This is a genomic window from Methanosarcina sp. 2.H.T.1A.6, assembly GCF_000979455.1.
Lineage (GTDB): Archaea > Halobacteriota > Methanosarcinia > Methanosarcinales > Methanosarcinaceae > Methanosarcina.
Genome location: NZ_JJOY01000048.1, coordinates 48,461 through 71,094, shown reverse-complemented (window position 1 = coordinate 71,094; position 22,634 = coordinate 48,461). Strand labels below are relative to the sequence as shown.

The 22,634-nt window shown below is 44.5% G+C and carries 19 protein-coding genes and 1 tRNA gene; 15 read left to right on the top strand and 5 right to left on the bottom strand.

The features are described 5' to 3' along the window. Positions 1-107 precede the first annotated feature (107 nt). Both EO98_RS14160 and EO98_RS14155 read left to right on the top strand, forming a co-directional pair. A complete protein-coding gene (locus EO98_RS14160; protein WP_048137816.1) occupies positions 108-893 on the top strand; it encodes a winged helix-turn-helix domain-containing protein in 786 nt (261 codons plus the stop codon). A 256-nt stretch (positions 894-1,149) separates the two neighbouring features. Then, positions 1,150-1,938 carry a winged helix-turn-helix domain-containing protein gene (locus EO98_RS14155; RefSeq protein WP_048137813.1) on the top strand — a complete coding sequence of 263 codons (789 nt, stop codon included), beginning with the start codon at positions 1,150-1,152 and terminating at the stop codon, positions 1,936-1,938. 345 nt (positions 1,939-2,283) lie between these two features. Here the strand turns inward: EO98_RS14155 and EO98_RS14150 are convergent, their stop codons facing one another. Both EO98_RS14150 and EO98_RS14145 read right to left on the bottom strand, forming a co-directional pair. After that, positions 2,284-2,703: a cell surface lipoprotein gene (locus EO98_RS14150; RefSeq protein ID WP_048137811.1), complete on the bottom strand. Its 420-nt coding sequence runs from the start codon at positions 2,701-2,703 to the stop codon at positions 2,284-2,286. Between the two features lie 181 nt (positions 2,704-2,884). Then, positions 2,885-2,956: transfer RNA gene (locus EO98_RS14145), tRNA-Arg, on the bottom strand. Between the two features lie 171 nt (positions 2,957-3,127). On the opposite strand from EO98_RS14145, the gene EO98_RS14140 reads away from it, so the two are divergent. From EO98_RS14140 to thsB, 11 genes are all read left to right on the top strand, one after another. Beyond that, positions 3,128-4,312, top strand: coding sequence for a redox-regulated ATPase YchF (locus tag EO98_RS14140; protein WP_048137809.1), 1,185 nt, complete (start codon positions 3,128-3,130; stop codon positions 4,310-4,312). Positions 4,313-4,426: 114 nt separating this feature from the next. Continuing rightward, positions 4,427-5,101: an undecaprenyl diphosphate synthase family protein gene (locus tag EO98_RS14135; RefSeq protein ID WP_048137807.1), complete on the top strand. Its 675-nt coding sequence runs from the start codon at positions 4,427-4,429 to the stop codon at positions 5,099-5,101. Between the two features lie 6 nt (positions 5,102-5,107). Beyond that, positions 5,108-5,641: a DUF5817 domain-containing protein gene (locus EO98_RS14130; RefSeq protein WP_048137805.1), complete on the top strand. Its 534-nt coding sequence runs from the start codon at positions 5,108-5,110 to the stop codon at positions 5,639-5,641. A gap of 597 nt (positions 5,642-6,238) precedes the next feature. Further along, entirely contained in the window at positions 6,239-7,213 is a 975-nt protein-coding gene (locus EO98_RS14125) for a DUF128 domain-containing protein (protein WP_048133562.1), read from the top strand. Between the two features lie 54 nt (positions 7,214-7,267). Continuing rightward, complete coding sequence (locus EO98_RS14120) at positions 7,268-7,930, top strand: MBL fold metallo-hydrolase (protein ID WP_048137803.1); 663 nt, start codon at positions 7,268-7,270, stop codon at positions 7,928-7,930. Positions 7,931-8,500: 570 nt separating this feature from the next. Next, positions 8,501-9,244 carry an ABC transporter ATP-binding protein gene (locus EO98_RS14115; protein ID WP_048137801.1) on the top strand — a complete coding sequence of 248 codons (744 nt, stop codon included), beginning with the start codon at positions 8,501-8,503 and terminating at the stop codon, positions 9,242-9,244. Then, positions 9,226-10,449 (top strand): SufD family Fe-S cluster assembly protein, encoded by a 1,224-nt coding sequence (locus EO98_RS14110; RefSeq protein ID WP_048137799.1) that lies wholly within the window; start codon positions 9,226-9,228, stop codon positions 10,447-10,449. Before EO98_RS14115 ends, EO98_RS14110 begins: the two co-directional genes overlap by 19 nt. A 699-nt stretch (positions 10,450-11,148) precedes the next feature. Continuing rightward, positions 11,149-11,508: a TrmB family transcriptional regulator gene (locus EO98_RS14105; RefSeq protein ID WP_048133566.1), complete on the top strand. Its 360-nt coding sequence runs from the start codon at positions 11,149-11,151 to the stop codon at positions 11,506-11,508. Positions 11,509-11,514: 6 nt separating this feature from the next. Next, positions 11,515-12,132 (top strand): 4Fe-4S binding protein, encoded by a 618-nt coding sequence (locus EO98_RS14100; protein ID WP_200895256.1) that lies wholly within the window; start codon positions 11,515-11,517, stop codon positions 12,130-12,132. A gap of 298 nt (positions 12,133-12,430) precedes the next feature. Further along, a complete protein-coding gene (locus EO98_RS14095; RefSeq protein ID WP_048137796.1) occupies positions 12,431-15,481 on the top strand; it encodes an FAD-binding and (Fe-S)-binding domain-containing protein in 3,051 nt (1,016 codons plus the stop codon). A gap of 615 nt (positions 15,482-16,096) precedes the next feature. Beyond that, positions 16,097-17,722, top strand: a complete 1,626-nt coding sequence (thsB, locus tag EO98_RS14090; RefSeq protein ID WP_048133568.1) for a thermosome subunit beta — start codon at positions 16,097-16,099, stop codon at positions 17,720-17,722. Between the two features lie 376 nt (positions 17,723-18,098). Here thsB and EO98_RS14085 read toward each other — a convergent pair whose 3' ends face one another. Continuing rightward, positions 18,099-18,488: a DUF473 domain-containing protein gene (locus EO98_RS14085; protein WP_048137794.1), complete on the bottom strand. Its 390-nt coding sequence runs from the start codon at positions 18,486-18,488 to the stop codon at positions 18,099-18,101. Between the two features lie 4 nt (positions 18,489-18,492). Further along, complete coding sequence (locus EO98_RS14080; protein ID WP_082098627.1) at positions 18,493-19,251, bottom strand: proteasome assembly chaperone family protein; 759 nt, start codon at positions 19,249-19,251, stop codon at positions 18,493-18,495. A 438-nt stretch (positions 19,252-19,689) separates the two neighbouring features. Here EO98_RS14080 and EO98_RS14075 point away from each other — a divergent pair, with 438 nt between their 5' ends. Then, the gene (locus EO98_RS14075; RefSeq protein WP_048137792.1) at positions 19,690-20,277 is read left to right on the top strand and encodes a pyruvate kinase alpha/beta domain-containing protein; all 588 of its coding nucleotides are present in this window, start codon (positions 19,690-19,692) and stop codon (positions 20,275-20,277) included. An 86-nt stretch (positions 20,278-20,363) separates the two neighbouring features. Here the strand turns inward: EO98_RS14075 and EO98_RS14070 are convergent, their stop codons facing one another. Then, positions 20,364-20,771 (bottom strand): carboxymuconolactone decarboxylase family protein, encoded by a 408-nt coding sequence (locus tag EO98_RS14070; RefSeq protein ID WP_048133573.1) that lies wholly within the window; start codon positions 20,769-20,771, stop codon positions 20,364-20,366. A gap of 263 nt (positions 20,772-21,034) precedes the next feature. Between EO98_RS14070 and tgtA the strand changes: the two genes are divergently transcribed. Then, positions 21,035-22,507: a tRNA guanosine(15) transglycosylase TgtA gene (gene tgtA, locus EO98_RS14065; RefSeq protein ID WP_048137789.1), complete on the top strand. Its 1,473-nt coding sequence runs from the start codon at positions 21,035-21,037 to the stop codon at positions 22,505-22,507. The last annotated feature ends 127 nt before the right edge of the window (positions 22,508-22,634 follow it).

Genomic DNA, 22,634 nt, shown 5'->3' with positions numbered 1-22,634 from the left:
ACTCCGGAGAAATGCGGAAGTTGACATTGAACAGCCAAGAAGCAGCCTGCCGGGAAAAAGGATCGGCGGCATATAGCAAGATAGTACACCATAGGAAGTAAGAAGATATGGAATCTTCACTTATTGATCTTGTTTTCCGCTCCGATAAAAGAAAAAACCTCCTTATACTGCTGGATGGAGGCTCAAAAAGCATTGATGAGGTCAGGACAGAACTTGATGTTACCGCCACGTCGATTCTTCCACAGATAAAGAAACTCATAGACAGTGACCTTATAGTGCAGGAAGACAGGATGTACAAACTCACAGTGCTGGGAGAGTTTATCATCAAGAAGGTAAAGCCACTGATAAGTGCCCTTGAAGTCGTGGAAAAAAATAACTGTTACTGGACAAACCACGACCTGAACTCAATCCCCCGACATCTTCTGGAGCGAATATCCGAACTTGGAGACTGTATCCTTGTCGAACCCGACCTGAATCACATATATGAACCATCTCCTAAAATAATAGACAGTATGGTCAATGCAAAGCGAGCTTCGACCCTTGCTTCTTATTTCAATCCTGCCTATCTACCCCTGTATGTTGAACTCGGAAGAAAAGATGCCGAGATTTCTCTGAATTTCACACAGTCAGTCTGGGACCATCTCTCAAACGAGCACTCAAATATGATAAAAGAAGTAATGGGCATGGATAATGTAAGTCTGTATGTTTCCAAAGAAGGAGTAAAAATTACAGAAATTACAGTAACTGACAGAATAATGCTCCTGGGGCTCTTCGATAAGAATGGAAAATTTGACCAGCAATTTATTATGAGCTTTGAGCCCAGCGCTCTTCGGTGGGGCCAGGAATTATTCGATTATTTCAAAAGGCTTTCCAGGCAGGTAAAAGAGATCTGATCTGAAGAAGACCCATAAAAGAGAAAATATGCAGATGAACCCTACAACTAATAAAGATAATGAAAAATAATTATATTAGTAATCCGTTGCATAAAAAAATGGCAATTTTCGATCTGTCCCCGCACTCATGCTCTGAAAGCCATCTATGGAAAGAATATCAATTTTGCGAGTAAAGCATGACAGGTGCACAGATTCCGGGTATAGAGATATATATAATGTTAGATATAATAAGATGAAAAATAAGAGAGGGAATTAGATGGAGTCATCATTACTGGATGTTCTCTTTCTTTCAGAAAAAAGGAAAAACCTCCTTCTACTGCTTCTGGACGGACCCAAGAACATCGAAGAGATCAAAAATACACTCGATGTACGCTCAAGCCCCATAATGACCCAGATAAAGATCCTGATGAAGCATGACTTAATTGTCGAAAGCAACAGGCTCTACAAACTTTCCAGCATCGGAGAGATTCTTGTCCCCAAGATGAGAGCAATCCTTGAAACTTTTAATGTATTCGATAAAAACCACGATTACTGGATAAACCAGGATATGACATCAATTCCTCCCGAATTCCTGGATAGTCTCGGAAAGCTTGGAGACTATAGTGAAGTAAACCCTGATAGAAACCACGTGTTCGAGTACCCAAAAGAAGTCGTAGAACACCTTTCAGAATCCGAGAAGGTAATGATCTCATCTTCATTTTTCCTTCCGATCTATCCTTCGCTCTGTATAGAGCTTGCAGCAAAGGGTACGGATATTACACTTGTATTCACTGAGTATGTTTATGACAGGATGCTCAACGACTACAAAAAAGAGCTTGAACACTTCCTGAACTTAAAATACACTAAACTCTATGTCTGTAACAACAATAATATGAAAATCGCATCAAGCATAGTTACAGAGAAATTTATGTCTCTATCCCTCTTTTGCAATAGCGGGATCTATTACAACCATAATCTGGTAAGTTTTGACGACAGCGCACTTAAATGGGGAAAAGAACTTTTTGACCATTATAAAGGCATGGCAAGGCCGATTACAAGGATCTGAGAGGAATCTTCCTTCGATCAAAATTTCCAGATATAAAATAGCTATTAACCAGATTAATTTTTAAAGAAAAATAGCTCTTAAAAGAGTGCTGTCCCTGAAAGCAGTCGATGGCGCCTGTTCCGAAAAGAGCATTATTACAACAATCATGTGTATCCTTTTTTTTCAGATGGGTTCATAAAGAGCCTGAGACCTCGGCCTATAAACGGACATTATGGCGATCATTCATCTGTAATTATTACTGGTCAATCCTGAAACTCTGCCTTATAAAACTTTGCCCGACCGCGCAGAAGACGGATATCAGTAGAAAAAAAGCGATGTTTTTAAAAAAAGGGAGAACAGAGATTCTCAGTTCACCCTGATAGTTACGTTCATTTCCGGAGTGTCTTTTACAGTGAAAAGGTAGGTCCCTGGAGTGTTAAAAGTATAGCTATAAGGAACACTGTAAGCCATTTCCTGATCCGAAAAGAGTCCTTCTTCACTTACAAGGACATAGGTCCCCTGCCTTTTGCCGCTCCACCAGGAAACTGTGTCCCCTGCCTGGACATCCAGTTCTGAAGGTCTTATTACTTTATAATACTCAAGGCGGACAATATGGTCTTTTCCAGTCCCTGAAACAACATTTTCCTGCGACATATTTTCTTGCGTTTCTGCTGCGGCTTCCGAAGCATCGGATTCTTCAGTCGCAGACCCCGAGTCTTCCTCGGCACAACCGGAGGCAAACAAAAACATAAACACCAGAAGTAAAACCAGAATTTTCCCTTTCATGAATATCACCAGTTTTCAGTCATTATAATATAAGTTCACTTATACACATTATCTTGTAGAGATATTTAAAACAAACAAAAGAAAAATAAAAAAACAAAGGTAAAAGGAAAAGTAAAGAAAAATAAAAAAACAAAGGTAAAAGGAAAGAGAAATTAGAAAAAAGAGAATAAATAGAAATTTACGTCCCGACTGAGACTTGAACTCAGGTCTAAGGCTCCGCAGGCCTCAAGGATATCCACTACCCTATCGGGACGCAAGCGAGTACCATTGATAAGCACATTCTAGCATATAAACTTTGTTACTCAAGATAAGGCTGAATCTGCAACACATCTGTCTATTTTCTCTGAAAAGTGAGGAAAAAAACCTGTTTCTAAGGCTTCAATATCAATAAAGATTAAATGCAACAAGTTCGTTTTTATAATTTATGTCGATGACCATAGGCCTTGCAGGAAAGCCCAATGCGGGCAAGTCCACCGTCTTCAAAGCAGCTACCCTCGCAGATGTTGAGATTGCAAATTATCCCTTCACAACTATAAACGCCAACCACGGTGTCACATATGTTCAGGCTGAGTGCCCCTGTAAAGAGAAGGAAAAAACATGCGGAAAGTGTGTGGACGGAATCAGACATGTTCCGATTGATATCATTGACGTTGCAGGGCTTGTGCCGGACGCGTGCAAAGGGAGAGGACTTGGAAACACTTTCCTGGACGAGCTCCGGCAGGCTCAGGCAATAATTCATGTTGTAGATGCCTCGGGTGGGACAGACGCTGAGGGCAACCCTGTAGAAATAGGAGACCATGACCCTCTTGAGGATGTGGCTTTCCTGAACAGGGAAATTACCATGTGGCTCTATGGAATTCTGGAAAGGAACTGGGTGAAGCTTTCCAGAAAGATCCAGGCAGAAGGGTTAAAGCTTGAAATCGTAATTTCAGAACAGCTTGCAGGGGCAGGGATAAAGGAATCTCACGTAAATGCTGCCTTAATTGAGACCGGGCTTGCAAGGGTGGATCATATAAAATGGACTGAAGAAGACATGATCCGGCTCTGTGATACTATGAGAGAGTTCAGTAAACCTCTCCTTATCGCTGCAAATAAGGCAGATATTGCCCCAGGAGAAAACCTGAAAAAACTCAAAGAACTTGACAGGATAGTAGTACCTACGAGTGCAGCAGCCGAACTGGCTTTGAAATCCGCTGCAAAAAGTGGAATAATCAAGTACACGCCAGGAAATGGAGACTTCGAGGTGCTTACGGAAGATCTTACAAATGCCCAGAAGAAAGGGCTTGAAGCCATCCATAAAGTAGTTGAACGGCTTGGCACCACCGGGGTTCAGGAGTGCATAAACAGGACTGTCTTTGAACTTCTGGACCTTATTGTAGTATATCCCGTAGAAGACGAAGGAAAATGGTCCGACAAAGTAGGGAATATGCTTCCAGATGCTTACCTTATGAAAAGAGGTTCTACCTGCCACGATCTTGCATACCAGATCCATACCGAGATAGGAGATCGTTTCCTGTATGCTGTGGATGCAAGGACGAGACTCAGACTTGGTGAAAAACACGAGCTGAAAAATGGGGATGTAATCAAAATCGTCTCTACTGCAAAATAACTGGTTGTAAAACGAGCCTAAAAAAACTGCATACCTGAGAAAAACCTGAAACAGGATAAAAACAATGAGAAATAAATACCAGGCCATTTAAGGCTTTTTTAGGATGAATACTCGATGGATCTGCTTTCTTTTGGTTATCCCCTCTATGAGAGGTACCTGGCCTGGCAAATAACGAGGTCAACCACAAAGACCCCTGCGCACGTGGCTATCATACTCAAGGAAACCGATCTCCTTGACCCTAAAGGGATGGAAAAACTTCTGGCCGCGCTTCTCACGTTTAAAAAGTTTAAGGTAGAACTCGTGAGCATTTATGTTGATATTCTTAAGACTGATCAGCCGGTGAAAACCGAGCTTGCGTCAACACTTGGAACCAGATTGGAAGAAGGTTTCATAGATCTTCTTTCCGGAACAGGTTATGAAATATATGGCCTTGAAGGGGAAATACAGAGCAGCAGGCAGGGCGGGGATTTTTTTGTATATGTATCACTTGGTTTTGGAGGAAGAGGGGAAATCACTAGGTCTGTACTTTCTATACTTGAGGAGATCAAGGCGGGAAGTATCAGACCGGAAGAAGTAGACGAAAAAATGCTTGAATCACACCTCCTTGTCAAGCATGAACCTGATATAATGATCCGTTCGGGAGGGCAGAAACTTTCGGATTTCCTTGTCTGGCAATCCGTATATTCGGAACTCTATTTTACGGATGTCAACTGGGAAGATGTACGAAAAATAGACCTTATGAGAGTGATAAGGGATTTTCAGAAAAGGCAGAGAAGGTACGGAAGGTGAGAAGAGATGGAGTTTGGAGAAAACCCCGGAGACTCACGTTATGTTGTGGTAGTGTGCCCTAAATGCAGGCAGCAGGCCCAGATAACAGAGACCGGAAAGAAAACCCTTAGATGCCAGCACTGCGGAGCCCTCCTGCAAGCGCGAAAACTCAGAATATTCGGCTCTTTCGAAGAATTATCCGAAGCTGTGGACTTCAGAACTCGCTTGCAGGCTGAACTTTCCGGAAACGGAACAGAAACTTTTTCCCTGAAAACCTTTCCGAAAGAATCTGGAAACTCAAATCCCGGAGACCAGGCCCTGAAAGGAACAGCTCAACCGGGACCCGGAACTTCTTCTGGAAGCACAGCCGCGAAAAAAGACCAGAAATCGATCCTCAATGAGATCCTTAAGGTTTCGGATGGGAAAATAGGAATTGAAGAGTTTTGTGAGAAAGCTATGGAAAAAGGGATAAGTAAGGAGAAATTTGATTTAATTTTGAAGAAACTTCTGGAAACAGGAGAGCTTTATTCTCCCGAACCTGGAATTGTAAAGCTGGTGTGAACTACCCGCTAAATCTAAAGATTTAACGGGCTTCCGGATTCATACTTCCGGCTAATTGCCAGAAAATCCCCAGGCTCATCCCCTACCTGTCATATCCAGTAAACCGGATATGCTGAGGAAAAGGGATCTTCCCACCTTAGAGATAAAAGAAAAAGTTAATAAAGAGATTGTTAAAGAACTTTTTGTTGTCTGGAAAATGATCTTTTCCTAGATTCTCAGCAGTAGTTATTGCCAACTACCCGCTAAATCAAAAGATTTAACGGGTTTCCTGCTGAGGTTTTATGAAGTTGAATAAGACAAACTTATATTAAGTACGAAAAGATTTACTATAATTGAGTATTTAAAAGCAGGATTGAATCCGTTTGGAGCAAGCAAGAAATAGCCAATTATATTCAAAAATAATTATACTGAACCGGAACTCACTGAAAAACTCATTGAGGCGTCCCGGAAAACTACTTACTGAAACTTCTACTGAAACCACTTAAATTTACTCATTGAGACCACTCACAAAATGATTCAATGTGTGGTCTTTGTGGTTTTATCACGATTATCCGTAAAGTTCACGGAATTGATACAGGGTATAACGGTGTTATAGACATGATGGATCCGCAAATAGAGCGAAAACTCATTGAAATCATGAGGGTGATTCACGAAAGTGATAAACCCATAGGTGCCCGGGCCATAGCTGACGAACTGAACAACCGGGGCTATGATATAGGAGAACGGGCTGTCCGCTACCACCTGAGGATCCTGGATGAGAGAGGGTTTACACACAAACACGGATATGCCGGGCGTACACTTACGGACCTTGGAGAAAATGAGATGAATGATGCCCTCATAGGGGATCGTTTTGGTTTTGTAATCTCCAGGATCGAAGAAATGGCATTCAGAACCACTTATAACCCCGAAACAGATACAGGGGATGTAGTGGCAAATATTTCTTATTTTGACAAAGACGATTTCGAAACTGTTATTGATTTGATTTCGTATACAGCCCACTCAGGGTACATGATAAGCCCGAGGGTTAGAATCTTCGAAGAGGATTCAGGACCTGAAATACCTCTCCCTCCGGGGAAAATAGGAATAGCTACCGTATGTAGCGTCACTTTTGATGGGCTTCTCCTGAAAGCAGGTATTCCTGTAGAACCCGCCTATGGAGGGATCCTCCAGATAGAAAACAGGAAACCAGCGCGTTTTCTTGAACTGATCTCCTACAGCGGGACTTCCATTGATCCGATAAAGATTTTCATGAATAGAGCTCCCACCTCAGTCCTTGAGGTGCTTGAAAAAGGAGAAGGAAAAATCCTTGCCAATATGCGGCAGATAAATTCTTCGGCCTATGAGAAGGCAGGAGAAATTATGAAAAGGGCAGCAAAGGTGGGTTTGGCAGGATGTATCACTACAGGAGAAATTGATGAGTTTCTACTTGGAGCTCCGGTTGAAACAGGAAAGTTCGGGGTTGCAGTAGTGGGAGGAATTAACGGGATCTGTGCCCTTGAGGAAACGGGAATTGAAATTGAAACAAACCCGATTTCCACTGTACTGGATTACCGAACAATGTCAGAAATATGACCGGATACGTTTAGAAACATAATAATAAGAATATTCAAAATTTGAGGCAGGCAGATGCTCAGGCTAACAGTGCTGTATGATAATGAAGCATACCCAGGTTTTACAGGAAGCTGGGGATTTTCGGCTCTACTTGAAACAGGCAGAGAAATCCTCCTTTTCGATACTGGATGGGATGGAACTCTGCTTCTCAAGCATATGGAGAAAATTGGCATCAGTCCTGCCTGTATAAGTAAACTGGTCCTTTCCCATCAACACTGGGACCATATCGGAGGTCTGCCCGAGATCCTTCACGCAAATCCCGGACTCACTGTTTATGTACCTTCATCTTTTTCAGAGAAACTCAAAAGGGAAATAAAGAAAAGGGCTGACCTTGTAGAGGTAAAGGAAGCCTTAGAGATATCTAATGGGGTCTGGAGCACAGGAGAACTGGGAGATAAAATCAAAGAACAGTCCCTTGTTCTGGGTACAGAAAACGGTTCCTATGTACTTACAGGCTGTGCTCATCCGGGAATTGATGCAATTATGGATGCTGCTCTTTATTATGGGGATATTAAAGGAATTATTGGAGGGCTGCATGATAGCGATAGGTTCGAGAGGCTTAAAGAGATGGAATTGATAGCAGCAGGGCACTGCACAACCCATAAGGGAAAAATAAAAGATACTTTCCCCTCAAAATATATGGAAACTCGAGCTGGCATGCGCTTTGAACTTCAGTAAATGCGAATTAAAAGGAACATACTTTCTTTTCAAACAATTACTTTCTTTTCAAACAATTACTTTCTTTTCAAACAATTACTTTCTTTTCAAACAATTACTTTCTTTTCAAAAAACCATTTCTGCTTAAGAGAAATTACTTTCGTTTTAATCCTATAGTAATCTCAATTTATTACATGATCCCTAACTGGCAGTGTCCGTGAGTTATTGATTAAATCTGGAAAAACGGAAACATCTACCGTCTTTGTCCAGATTTGAGAACCGCCCCCCTTGCTTGCGATGTTTCAGTGACTGAACCCCACGCCCCCTAACCTTAGCACTTTAATTAAAAAATAGGTTAAGGAGAAACTGAGAAAACATATGGTTAGAAATACAATGTCCTCCAACAGGAATAAAGGACTTTATGCAGAGAACTGGAAATCAGATAGGACTGCCAGAACAATCTGATTTTATCGTTATTTCTGCCATACATAATATAATTCAAATAAACGCACTTTGAACGGCTACTTCTTGAGATACGGAAAAAGGAATCGGGGAAACCGTATCAAAAATGAGATTAAGGGAGAAACATCGATGCTGAAAATAGAAGACCTGACTGTAGAGGTCAACGGAAAAATTTTGCTTCATGACGTGAACCTCGAGGTTGAAAAAGGGTATACAAATGTACTTTTCGGACCAAACGGAGCCGGAAAGTCAGCCCTTATGAGGACAATCATGGGCTTTAGCGAGTACAGGATTGTGAAAGGCAGGATACTGTTCAATGGAGAAGATATTACCAATCTTCCAGTGGATGAAAGAGCCCGCCGCGGACTGGGTATCATGATGCAGCGTCCTCCGGATATGTCAGGAATTAAACTGAGGGACCTTGTAAAAGTAGCATCGAAAGGAAAAAAGGATCCTGAAAAACTTGCAGAAAACCTTGATATGAAGCGCTTTCTGGACAGGGATGTAAATGTGGGTTTTTCAGGCGGAGAGATCAAACGCTCTGAGCTTCTGCAGCTTGCAGCCCAGAATCCGAGCCTCTACCTTCTGGACGAGCCTGAGTCCGGGGTGGATCTTGTAAGCATCGAACAGGTCGGAATGACAATAAAAGGACTTCTCGAAGAAGGTATGGACTGCCCGGGTAAGAGATGCAAAAAGGGAAAATCCGCCCTTATCATTACTCATACAGGCCAGGTTCTGGATTATGTGCAGGCAGACAAAGGGTATATTCTCTGTAATGGAACGGTCATGTGTTCAGGAAATCCCCTGAAAATGCTGGAAGAAATAAAAAACAAAGGGTATCAGGAGTGTATAACATGCAGACTGATGAAGTGAGCCTGAAAAAGAGAGCTGAGAGCGCAACTGAGAAAAAGGCGACTTTTGGAGAGGATTTTGAACTGGCAAAATATGAGGACGGCTCTAAGGTCAGCAAGCCTATTGAAGATCTTCAAACTCTTGACGAGGAAAGCAAAAGAACCCTGCTTCAGGTAGGGGTAATCCCAAGCGAAGAAGGCAGATCAGGCAGTTTTCTGGTACTGGATAATGCAGTCTCACACTCATCTCTGAAAGATGAGAATGTGGAACTAATGTCCACGCATGAAGCCCTTGAAAAGTATGAATGGCTCAAAGATTACTCCTGGAAACTCGTACAGGTGGATGCTGACAAGTACACGGCAAAAACCTACCTTGAAAATGCGGACGGTTACTTTATCCGTGCGCCTGCAGGAAAGAAATCTTCCATGCCTGTCCAGACCTGCCTTATGCTGGGAAGCAAAAAGGTATCCCAGACAGTGCATAATATCATAGTCGTCGAGGAAGGAGCAAGTCTTGATATTATCACAGGCTGTACCGCCAAAAAGGGAGTTGAAGAAGGCCTGCACCTTGGAATATCCGAGATGTATGTAAAAAAAGGTGCCACTCTGAATTTCACAATGATCCACAACTGGGCTGAACAGATAGGAGTCCGCCCGAGAACTGTTGTGCACGTAGAAGAAGGTGGGACTTATATAAGCAATTACATTTGCCTGAAACCCGTACGTTCCGTACAGACCTACCCAACTGTAATGCTCGAAGGGAAAGGAGCGGTGACAAGGCTCAACACCATAGCAATTGCCCACCTGGGTTCCGAACTTGACCTTGGAAGCAGGGCAATTTTCAACGCCCCGAATACGAGAGCGGAGCTGATATCGAGAACAATCACAATCGGCGGGAGACTTATTGCACGGGGAGAAATGATAGGCAATGCAAAGGGTGCAAAAGGGCACCTGGAATGCAAAGGGCTTGTCCTTACCGACAAAGGAAGTCAGCTTGCAATCCCCATCCTTGAGGCAAATGTAGATGATATAGAGCTTACTCATGAGGCAGCCGTGGGGAAAATTGCCAAAGACCAGGTAGAGTACCTGATGGCAAGAGGGCTTACCGAAGAAGAAGCCATTGGAATGATCATAAGGGGCTTCCTGGATGTTGGTATAAGGGGAATCCCGGAAGAACTGAAGAACGAAATAGAAAATACGATTACACAGACGGCTCTTGGGATGTAAGTGCTGGCAGTCGGGGAAACTCCCGAGTTTCCCCTGTAAACTGATCAGGAAAGGATCTGCATGCAGAAGGAAAAGTAGGGAGCCTGTGGAAAAAGTATGGAGAAGAATACAAATTTTTCCGAATCAAGTATACTTTAATTAAAAGAGGTGTTTGTATCCGGCAGGATAAAAGGAGAAACCTGCCGGTTTTTTGTGGAGTATATGTGGATATTAATGAGCAGAAAACATATTTTAGACCGGATTTCTTTGTGGAAAAAAAACCTCAAATCAAACAAGCTCATTAAACCGTAATTTGCAGATTGTAAAAGGAGTATAAAAATCTATCTCTATAGGACAGTAGGCGGACACATTACCAGGCAAATTAGAGAAAATACCCTGGAAAAAAAGAGAAAATTCTACAAAAAGGAAAAAACAGAAATGTTCTGGAAAGCGGAATATTATATGAAAGGAATGTTCTCTAAACACAACCAGAAATGAAATAGAAATAGGATTATTTTTAATCAGGTAAATTTGTTTTATTTAAAGCATATGGCTTATGCGGGGAACATAAGCTTAATTGACTGGAAACCTCTGAAAAAGAGCGAATAGATCAAAGAAATTCCGGTACTTCGAATTTTTGCCTTTAGTATGCCGTACTTGCCAGTATATAAATACTCCGGATATAATATTACAGTACTGTAGAAGAGAGGAGGGATTGGAATAATAGACTTTGCCTGCAAGGAATTCAAAGTAGAAGATGTGATCAAGTGCGCTCTCAGTCTTACAAAAGCTGATCTGAATGTAATGAAGCACTTCTTAAATGAACCCGAAAAATGGGTTGATACTGACACCCTTTCCAGATCTCTGGATCTGGATATTTCTACGGTCCAGCGTTCCGTGAAAAAGCTGCACGAAAAAGGGATCCTCCAGAGGTCACAGCAAAACCTTGACGGAGGAGGCTATGTATTCATTTATAAAATCCATTCAAGAAACCAGATTAAAAATGTCATTCTAAAAATTGTACAATCCTGGGCCGACAGACTCGGACAGGAACTTGAACAATGGGAAAACGGAGGTTAATTTAAAATGCTCAAAATCACTCCCTACCTGGGAATCCTTGTACTTATTGTTTCCATAGGAGGGCTCTGGTACCCTGCACTCGGGTACTTTGTGTTGCTTATTTTTGCAGCAATCTTCCTTATCAGCCCCTTCAGAGGCAGATGGTTCTGCGGAAATCTCTGCCCGAGGGGAAGCCTTGCTGATTTCTGGATCAGTAAAATTTCAAAGAAAAAGAAGATCCCGGGCATCTTAAGGAGCCTGTGGGTGCGCATACCTATCTTTCTCCTGATGATGGGCGTTATGGGCTACAGGATTTCAAGTGTCATCGGAACCCTGAACACCTTTGAAAAGATAGGGATGATCTTTGTCACCATATGCCTTGTGACAACGGCAATTGCAATCCTTCTCGGCAGCTACCTGAGCCCGAGGGCCTGGTGTTCTTTCTGCCCGATGGGAACAGCACAGAACCTGCTCGGAGGGAAGAGGTACCAGCTTCAGCTTGAAAAAGACAAATGCATAAGCTGCAAGAAGTGCGAAAAAGTGTGCCCCATGCAGCTTAAGGTCTGCCAGATCGAGACAAAACCCGACTGTATAAAATGTGGGCGTTGTGTGAGTGTCTGTCCCAAAGATGCCCTGAAGTTCTGATTTATATTTTTTATTTTTTTGTTTATTATTTTTTATTTTCCGCAAAAATTAGAACGGTGTTTCACAGGAAAACACCCTCAAAGGAAAACTGAATCTCAAAAACAACTGTATGCCTCAAAAACGGTAAAACGGCATATCTCACAAAACGAATATTTTTATTTTATAATTATATAATATAAACTATAGGGGAACCAAAAAACATTTTCAGAATCTGGCTTTAATGCAACCATCTGCGCATACTGTAAAGTGTCCACAAATCAGTGTCCACAAATAGGCCATAATTCAGGAGGAGAAGAATATGACAGCAAGAAGTGTACCGGAACTTTCAGAAGCCCAAAAAACAGAACTCTCCGAACTCTTCGGGGAATGCGTCAATCTTGACAAACGCGATCGCCACTATTATAACCACGATATAGGAGCCTTACCCCCACTTGTCAAAAAAGTAATAGGGAACACTGACCCTGCAGCTGTTGTAAAAATCCGGACGGAAGAAGATGCAGTAAAACTTCTGGAATTTGCAAACAGGCACCAGATTCCGGTTGTCCCCCGTGCAGGGGCTTCCTCCGGGTATGGCGGGGTAATCCCTACGAAGGGAGGCATAGTTGCCGATGTCACATTACTGAATAAGATCATAAGCATCGATCCAGAAGGGCAGAAAGCAGTGGTGCAGAGCGGGCTCATCTGGGAAAATTTAGATAGGAAGCTGAAAGAGAAAGGGCTTTCTGTCAGAGCAATCCCTTCAAGCGCTCCATCCTCGACCGTAGGGGGCTGGCTGGCTCAGAGCGGAGCCGGATATGGAAGTTATGAATTCGGCTGGGGCTATGAGAGCATGGAAAAAGCCCGGGTTGTCCTCCCCAACGGAAAAATAAGGGACTTTTCCGGCCCCGAACTCAAGAAGTTAATAGGGACAATGGGGACCACGGGTATTATCACCGAAATTACCCTGAAAGTCCAGAAGCTCGATGAGAGAAAAGCTGTTTCCGCCAGCTTCCCCGACGCTTCAGCCATGAAAAAAGCGGTAGAAACCATAAGGAAAAAGAACATACCCCTCTGGTCCATCTCTTTCCTGAACCCCGAATGGGCGGACATGAAGAATAAATCACCCCAGAAACTCCACTATGGAGAAATTGTGGACAAACAAAGGCCAGTGCTACCTGTTGCTTACGTCTGTACCTTCATGTACCCTGCCTCCAGGGACGTCTCCGGCCTAAAAGAAGCAATCAAGAACGCAGGTGGAACGGTCCTTCCCGAAGAGATTGCAAAGCACGAGACTGAGGAATGGTTCAAGTCCATGAAAGTTAAAAGGCTAGGCCCCTCCTTTATCCCTGCTGAGATCCTCGTGCCGCTTGAGAAGATGGATAGCGCTTTTGAAGAAATTGAAAAGAGGATAAAACTCCCGGTGCTCATCGAAGGGATGGTTATCAGTGACGGAAACGTTGTACTTCTCTGCTTCATGCGCCACTCCGAACGCTCCTTACTCTTCAATACGGCCTTTGCCCTTTCCCTGAGCATCCTGAAAATTGCAGAAGAAAACGAAGGCAGAGCCTATTCTTCAGGCCTCTTCTTTGCCTCGAAAAAACAGAGCGTCTTTGGAGACCGGCTTTCGGAAATAGAAGCCCTCAGGAAAGAATTCGACCCCAACGGAATCATGAACCCTGAGACCCTGGACGGAAAAGGGCTCCTGAACACCGCCGTGTCCCTCGGCTCTTCCTTCGAACCCATGGGAAGGCTTGTTGGAAATATGTCAGGGATCGGAGAAGTTTCCTTCAAAGACGAAAAGGACATCCCGGCAGACATTGTCGAACTTGCCTACTCCTGTTCCCAGTGCGGATACTGTGTGAGCGAGTGCGACCAGTACTACGGCAGGGGATGGGAGTCCCAGTCCCCCAGGGGAAAATGGTTCTTCATCAAGGAATACCTGGCAGGCCGGGAAAAACTTGACCAGAGGCAGACGAACACCTTCCTTGCCTGCACTACCTGCCAGATGTGCGACGCCCGTTGTGAGCTGGACATGCCAATCGAACATGCCTGGATGACAATGCGCGGAAAGCTGGTTGATGAAGAGAAAAAGATGACTTTCCCGCCCTTTGAAATCATGGCTGCAAGCCTCTTGAAGGAGAGGAACATATGGGCAAACTTCAGCAAAGACAGGGACAAATGGATTCCTGACGACATCAGGGCAAAAATGAAAGACAAAGCCGAGTATGCCTACTTTGCAGGCTGTACGGCGTCCTTTGTGGAAAAAGACGTGGCTGTCGGGGCTGTGCGTATGCTCGACGATGCGGGGATCGAGTTTACAGGGCTGGGAGACAAAGAGGCCTGCTGTGGAATTCCCATGCTCGTTGCCGGGAAGTGGGATGTATTTGAAAAGATCATGCGGATGAACGTCTCGAACATGAAAAAGAAAGGTGTAAAAACCGTGATCACTTCCTGCCCAGCCTGCTGGCTCATGTGGCACACGGTCTATCCCCAGTGGGCGGAAAAACTGGGCATTGAATACGGGCTTGAGACAAAGCACTATTCCGAAGTCCTGGTGGAGCGTCTGGACGTGCTGAAGCCCAAATTCAAGAACCCTCTGAATAAAGTGGTTGCCTGGCATGACTCCTGCCACCTGGGAAGAGCCGGGGGCAAGGTATACGAACCCCCGAGGGAACTTTTGAAAGCCATCCCCGGCATCCAGTTCAGAGAACTTGAACACAACAGGGAACAGGCACACTGCTGTGGATCGGTGGTGAGCCTTATTGCCGAACCTCCGGTTGCATATAAACTTGGAGGCATGAGGCTTCAGGAAGCTGTGGATGTAAACGCAGACATCATTGCGGCCCTGTGTCCCTGCTGTACGGTCCAGTTCCGTGTCGCCGCCGAGAAAAACAACATGAACATAGAATCCCAGGACCTCGGCGCCCTTGTGGCAAGAAGCCTCGGCTATGACATCCCGGACACGACAAACTACGCCCTGCAGTCATGGATGCCCTTTGAGAAGATGATCGCCCTCATGCAGCCCGAAAACATGACCGACCTGATGGTAGAACTCCTGCCCCAGATGATGGCCGCAATGCCAGCTCCCCTTCAGGCCATGATGAAGATGGTCAAGTATGTGCCCGGAATGGACGCCATGATGAAGCCCATGATGCCGGTTATGATGCCAATGCTCATGCCTTCTGTCATGCCAAAGGTCATGCCGGATATGCTCAAAGCTGTTGAGAGAAGGGTCCCGATGCCTGATTACATGAGAGAGCAACTCCCGGACCTCATGCCAAAAGCCATGGAAAACCTGATGCCGAACATGCTGCCCGAAATCATCCCTCTGCTGACCCCACGGATGATTGAGTATATAAAAACGCATTAAAAAACATCAAAAAAGCAGTGAGAATTCAACGTACAAAACCCTGTACACAAAAAATCGAAGGAAAAGTTTCGGGATTCCTTCGATCCAACCTTTTTCCAGAGAATTATTAGCATACTGCCATTAGCATACTGCCTTTTTTTGAAAAATACAAAGCGCCCTGCATTTTATACAATAAAAAACGTCCTCATGCAAGGGAAAAAAATTCATACCTATAAACTTGGCTTCTAGAAACTCGTTTTCCAACCAATAGTTAAAAAAATATCAGAATGAAGAGAAAAGAATAGGTTCCATCAGGGAAGGCTCTTTCAATAAAAAATAATAGTTGAGCCAGAAAAAGCAAAGAATGATAGTAAAAGAGCCTTGATAGCCTGAAGAAAATAAAATACTCTGAGGAATACACCCGGATTTAAGATACCTTCAAAACCAACCAAAAAAAAGGTATTAAAAGGACCAGAAGACCCCATTTTAAAGATTCAAAACCTGACATCCAGAGGAATTCTTATATAGAAGTGCTTGCATTAAGAATATGAAAAATTACGCACAAAGATAACGTGCTCAGAAATACTACTGATAAAAATTCATAGAAATTCATATCATTATAAAGGAGATTAAATTTTGGCAGCACAACCGATTTTTATTTTAAGAGAAGGCAGCAAGAGAACCCACGGTTCCGACGCCCAGCACAACAACATCATGGCCGCAAAGGCAGTAGCTGAGGCAGTAAGGACCACTCTTGGACCGAAGGGTATGGACAAGATGCTTGTAGACTCCATGGGAGACGTCGTCATCACCAACGACGGAGCAACAATCCTCAAAGAAATGGACATCGAGCACCCAGGTGCAAAGATGATCGTAGAAGTCGCCAAGACCCAGGATGCCGAAGTAGGCGACGGGACGACCACCGCAGCCGTGCTCGCAGGAGAATTCCTGACAAAGGCAGAAGACCTGCTTGAAAGCGGCGTTCACCCCACCGTGATCGCAAGCGGCTACAGGCTTGCAGCAGACCAAGCTACAAAGATCCTGGAGACCATCACTGTCAGTGCATCTCCGGAAGACACCGAGACTCTTGTGAAAATAGCAGGCACAGCCATTACAGGAAAAGGCGCAGAGGCTCAAAAGGATCACCTTTCCAAACTTGCAGTCAAGGCCGTTAAATCAGTTGTTGAGGTAAGTGAAGATGGGAAGATCACAGTGGACATAGAGGACATCAAGATCGAAAAGAGGCCCGGCGGAAGCATCAAAGACTCCGAGATTATCGAAGGCGTAATCATTGATAAAGAACGTGTCCACACCGGAATGCCGGAAATAGTGAAAGATGCAAAAGTCCTGCTCTTGAGCGTGCCCATTGAACTCAAGAAAACCGAAACAAAAGCCGAGATAAAGATCACCGCCCCTGACCAGATGCAGCTTTTCCTTGACCAGGAAGAAGCCATGCTCAAGGAAATTGTGGAAAAAGTAATCAGGACAGGTGCAAATGTAGTCTTCTGCCAGAAGGGCATTGACGACCTTGCCCAGTACTACATGACAAAGGCAGGCATTTTCGCGATCCGCAGAATCAAGAAGAGTGACATGGACAAACTCTCCAGGGCAACAGGTGCAAAGGTAATCACAAGCATGGATGAAATCGAGGAGTCCGACCTCGGCTATGCAGGCCTTGTGGAAGAGAAGGACGTCACAGGTTCCAGAATGACCTTCGTCACAGGCTGCAAGGACAGCAAGACCACCTCAATTCTGCTTCGCGGCGGAACCGAGCATGTAGTTGAAGGAATTGAGAGAGCCCTTGAAGATGCCCTCAGAGTTGTGGGCGTTGCTCTCGAAGACCAGAAGATTGTTGTGGGCGGCGGCTCACCTGAAATCGAATTATCCCTCAGACTCCAGGAATACGCAGCAACCCTTAAAGGCAGAGAACAGCTTGCAGTTAAGGTCTATGCCGAAGCTCTCGAAGTCATTCCGAAAACCCTTGCAGAAAACGCAGGGCTTGACCCAATCGACATGCTCGTGGAAATGCGCTCCCAGCACGAGAAAGGCAACAAGCGTGCAGGGCTCAACGTCTACAGCGGAAAGATCGAGGATATGTTCGAAAACAACGTTGTCGAACCTCTCAGGATCAAGACCCAGGCAATCAATGCTGCTACCGAAGCTGCAATCATGATCCTCAGGATTGACGACGTAATCGCATCCTCAGGCATGAGAGCAGGCCCAGGCGCAGGTCCGGGCGGCGAAATGCCGGAAGATATGTAAATAATTCAAAAATATGAATCCAGGGTTACCGGAGAGAATTCCAACTTTCCGGAACCTTTCTTTTCCTTTCGTTTTTCCAATTTTCAAAAGAGTCTTTTTTCAAAGTAGAAGTATTTTTCAGAACAGTGACATTTTTCAGAACAGTGGCATTTATTTCAGAGGAAAATAATCATTTTTTATAAAAGAAGCATCAAAGGCCAGAAAATAATATTCTCTTTAAAACACATGGGTATCGTCTGACATGGGTATCGTCTGACATGGGCATCGTCTGACATGGGCATCGTCTGACATGGGTATCGTCTGACATTGGAATGCCAGGAGAATAAGAAAAGCCGTTTTTAAATAACTAACGTAATTAACGTAATTAACAAAATTATTACCTGGCTTCGTAGCAGGAAATTTCTCTTGCGTCTACCCTCACTGGTTTTCCGAGTTCGTTTGAAACGACGCTTTTCACCCGTGCCATGCACCTGCATTCAAGCTGAATACGAGCTGACATGGCTTCTCGCTCTTCACAATAGATATCGTTTGAGCTGACAATAGAATGAACAGAGATCTGCATCTGCACAATCTTTGCTATAAGAGCTGAAGTCCCATCTGTAAGGTCCTGAAGGCTCGCAGAAGTAAGGAGAACATTATCTCCTGCATTGAGCCCGAGTACTCCGAAGAAGTTCTGCGGAGTCCGGATCTCAAGAGTCCTGAGCTCGTGTTTTTTCAGGACCTCGATCACGGAATCAGCAATTCCTGTTAACGCGATGTACTCCATGGAATCACCCGTACATTGGGAATTCCTTCTTTACTTCTCCTTTCTGCTCGGTGGTCTGAACGTCTTCAGCAAGCTTATGGAGCTCGATTTCTATGCGCTCAGCCTGTTCTATAAGCCTATCAGTGCTGACCGAAAGCCCGTACAGTTCATTAAGGACTCCTATTACGGCAGAAGCAGCTCTCGGATCAGGGTTCTGGGTTTTTGTAGCCCCGAGCAGACTAATTGCAGGAATCCCGCGCAACAGGCATTCGGCCATTACGCTGCCTGAAATCCCGGAAATAGTCCCCATCTGGAAAATTTCTACTTTGTCCCTGATTTTATCCAGCATTTCCGATGTGGTAGCTGCCCCGAAAACCTTATGTCCCCCGTCCATAATGGCAATTCCTGCAATGGAAGCGATCTCCCTAACATTGATAGACTCAGCCCAGTCCACTAGAGCATTGCTTACATCGTAGGATACCGAGTGACTGATCGGAATATCGGAGATGACTATAATGAGGTTGTGCTCCACGTTTTCGTAGATCCTTACAGGCATGTTTATAAGCCCCTCATAAAGCACCGCAATTGAAGGGAAATACCTGGACTCAATGGAGCCTATATACTCCATATTCATCTCTTCGATCATGTGCTGACTTGCTATATTCCCCACAAGCCCGATTCCGGGAAAACCTTCAATCAAAACAGGGTTTTTTGACTGCACAGGTTTGGTAATAATCTTCACGTCGTTGTTGTCATAGTCTGTAGTAGTTGACAGAAAAACCACCTCAATGAAATAAAACCCCTATGATTATATCTGCTAATCCTAAATAAACAAGTTTCTCGCCAGCCCGGATCTGCGTGACCTTCTGCACAGACATCAATAAAAAAATATCGACGAATCCGGGATTCCGAATGCCATAACCCTCTTTTTTATTAAAAGAGAATCCTTTTAATATATATCTTTTCTCATGACAGAGAAAAAATAATTCAGATCAGAAGCGCTTATTCTAATTACGATGCATTCTCCGCTAAATGTTTGCTGAATGCAAACTGTGTTGAGGAAGGCTAGAAAAGGAGAGGGAAAAAAGTTTCATAGAAAAGAAAGAAGATAACAGAAAAAAGACGGAAAAGCTGACGGAAATAAACTTAAAAAGTTGATAAAATAATTAATGAAAGAAGTTCGTAAAAGAAAATTAAAATCAAACATAGGAGGAAGTAATTTATGGAAAAACCAATTCATTATCTGGACAGCGTAGGGGAAGCAAACACGGAAGCTGTTATTGAAGCTGCAGCAAAAAGGGCAGCAGAACTTGGAATATCCCACATTGTAGTTGCCAGTACCAGCGGAAAAACTGCTCTTAAAATGGCAGAGGCAGTAAAGGGCAGCGCCATAAAAGTAATTGGAGTAAGCCACCAGTACGGGCAGAAAGAGAAAGGCGAGTGGGAAGTAGAAGAAGAATACAAAAAGAAGCTAGAAGAACTTGGAGCAGTAATCACTACCCAGTCACATATGTTTTCCGGAATAGAGCGTTCGGTCACAAAGAAGTTCGGAGGCTATTCAAGGATCGAAGTAATTGCAGATACCCTGCGTTCCCTTTTCGGAAAAGGCTTCAAGGTAGCGATAGAGGTTGCCATTATGGCAGCAGACTCAGGCCATATCCCGGTCTCAAACGATACTGAAATCATAGCCATAGGAGGCACAAGGTGGGGTGCAGATGTGGCTCTTGTACTAAGGCCGGCTCACAGCAATGATTTCTTCTCCCTTCAGGTAAGGGAAATAATTGCAATGCCGAGAGCAAAAGAAGACTGAAAAGAGAAGAAATAGAAGAGCACAGAAAATAAAAAGAGTATGGACCCAGGCCTCAAAAAGCCAGTCCATTTCTATTTTAGAAAAAATTAAGCCATCCCAAGCCTTTTGAGAATCTCCATCCGGTCTTCTTTGGTGAAGGACTCGCCCTGGAAGGTCTCAACCGCGTTCTTCAGGAGAGTCACTGCAAAGGACATCGAAGGTCCGCCGCCAAAAGAAACTGAAACCATGGCAGCCTGCATAATCTCCTCTTTTGTTGCTCCGGCCTCAAGGGCATTGAAGGCGTGCAGAGAGATGCAGTAAGGGCAGCGATGGTAGAGGGCAACACCTATAGCAATCAATTCCTTGGTTTTGAAGTCAAGAACCGAAGTTTCAAAGCTTGCTCCGACCATGCCTATAAACGCTGCAGCTTGCTTTCCCTGAACTTCGGTTTCGGAAGCAAACTCACCAAGTCCGGCCGTAAAATCAAATAACAATTTTTTCGGGTCTTCAGTCATGTAATCACCTGTATGTATCTTGTATATAACCATGAATTCTGGAGATATATAACGGTTGTGTATGAGTGATACAAAACTACCCAAAATAGAGAATATCTCATGCGAAAAGAAACCAAAATATCCCGGAAAAACTAAAGGCAAAGAGGAAAACTGAAAAAAAGTACAGGGCCCCCTTTGAAAAAAATCCTGTCAAATTCGCTCCACCCCGGACTCCTGCAAGCCCCCAAAGATAAATATATCTGAGAGGCATCTATACCCCCGGCATGTCAGCGACATTTGAAATTCTCGACAAGGACGCAGGCGGCAGGATAGGTAAACTCAAGACCCCTCACGGGACTGTTGAGACACCTACTGTCATGCCTGTAGTAAATCCGAACATCCAGCTAATCTCCCCGAAAGAGATGAAAAGCTTCGGGGCAGAGATTCTGATCACCAATTCCTATATCATTTACCGGAAGGAAGAACTGCGAAGTGCTGCCCTTGAAAAAGGGCTGCACGGGCTCCTTGGCTTTGACGGGCCAATTATGACAGACTCGGGCTCTTTTCAACTTTCAGTATACGGGTCAGTGGAAGTTACAAACGAAGAGATCCTTGCGTTCCAGCAGAAAATCGGGAGCGACATTATAGTCCCACTTGATATCCCGACTCCTCCGGACGTTCACTACAGGAGGGCGGAAGAAGAACTTGTAATCACTACCGAACGCCTGGAAGCTGCCCGCAAATTCATTCAGGGTGAACAGCTCCTTGCAGGCCCGGTCCAGGGATCGACCTATCCCGAACTCAGGGAAAAGGCTGCATCCCACCTGAAAGACCTGAACTTTGATGTTTATCCCCTGGGAGCCGTTGTCCCGCTAATGGAATCCTATCGTTACGCAGAGCTTGCGGATGTAATTGCCGCAGCCAAAAAAGGTCTGTCTCCGACCTCACCGGTACACCTTTTCGGGGCAGGGCACCCTATGATGTTTGCTCTTGCAGTCGCGCTTGGCTGTGACCTTTTTGACTCGGCGGCTTATGCCCTCTATGCCAAGGACGGGCGTTATATTACTGTAAACGGGACTTATCACATAGAAAAACTGAACTACCTGCCCTGCTCCTGCCCTATCTGTTCTAAATATACTGCCGATGAGTTGAGAAAAGCCAAAAACCGGGACGAGCTCCTGGGAAGGCACAACCTCTACGCGACCTTTGCGGAAATCCGGCTGATCAAGCAGTGCATAAAGGACGGAAAACTGCTCGAGCTTGTTGAACAACGCTGCCGTGCCCACCCGAAACTTCTTGACGGGCTGAAAAAGCTCTACACCCATTCTCCCTGGCTGGAACAGTTAGACCCTGCTACCAAAGGCACCTATTTCTACTGCGGACCCGAATCCGCCTCCCGCCCAGAAGTCCTGCGCTTCGGAAAGCGGCTTGAAAGGTTCAGCCTTGAAGGTTCGGCAATTATCCGCACAACTCCGGTAAAAGGGGAAAGAAGCTATGACCAGCTCCTTATCTTCAAAGCACCTTTCGGGGCATTCCCTGCAGAAATGGAAGAGGTATACCCCTTCAATGCCGAGGTCTCAAAGTTTCCGGATTACGAAGCTCTCAGCACCGCCCTTTCAAATACCCTTAAACTGATAGAGCTTAACCCGAAAGCGAAGTTTACCTTTGTCTGTGAAAGGGAATTCGAGCATCCCTTACTCGAAAAAATAAAAGAAAAGGCTGAACTGGTCTACAGGGATGCCTGGAAAAAAGAATAAGCATTTCATAGCCCCTTAAAGGGGCCTGGATTTTTCATGGATTCTTAAATTGTTCCAGGGGTTCTCATGCATCTCGTAAACCCCTCAGTTACCTTTTCATGGCAGGATTTTCCTGAAAAAAAGAAAA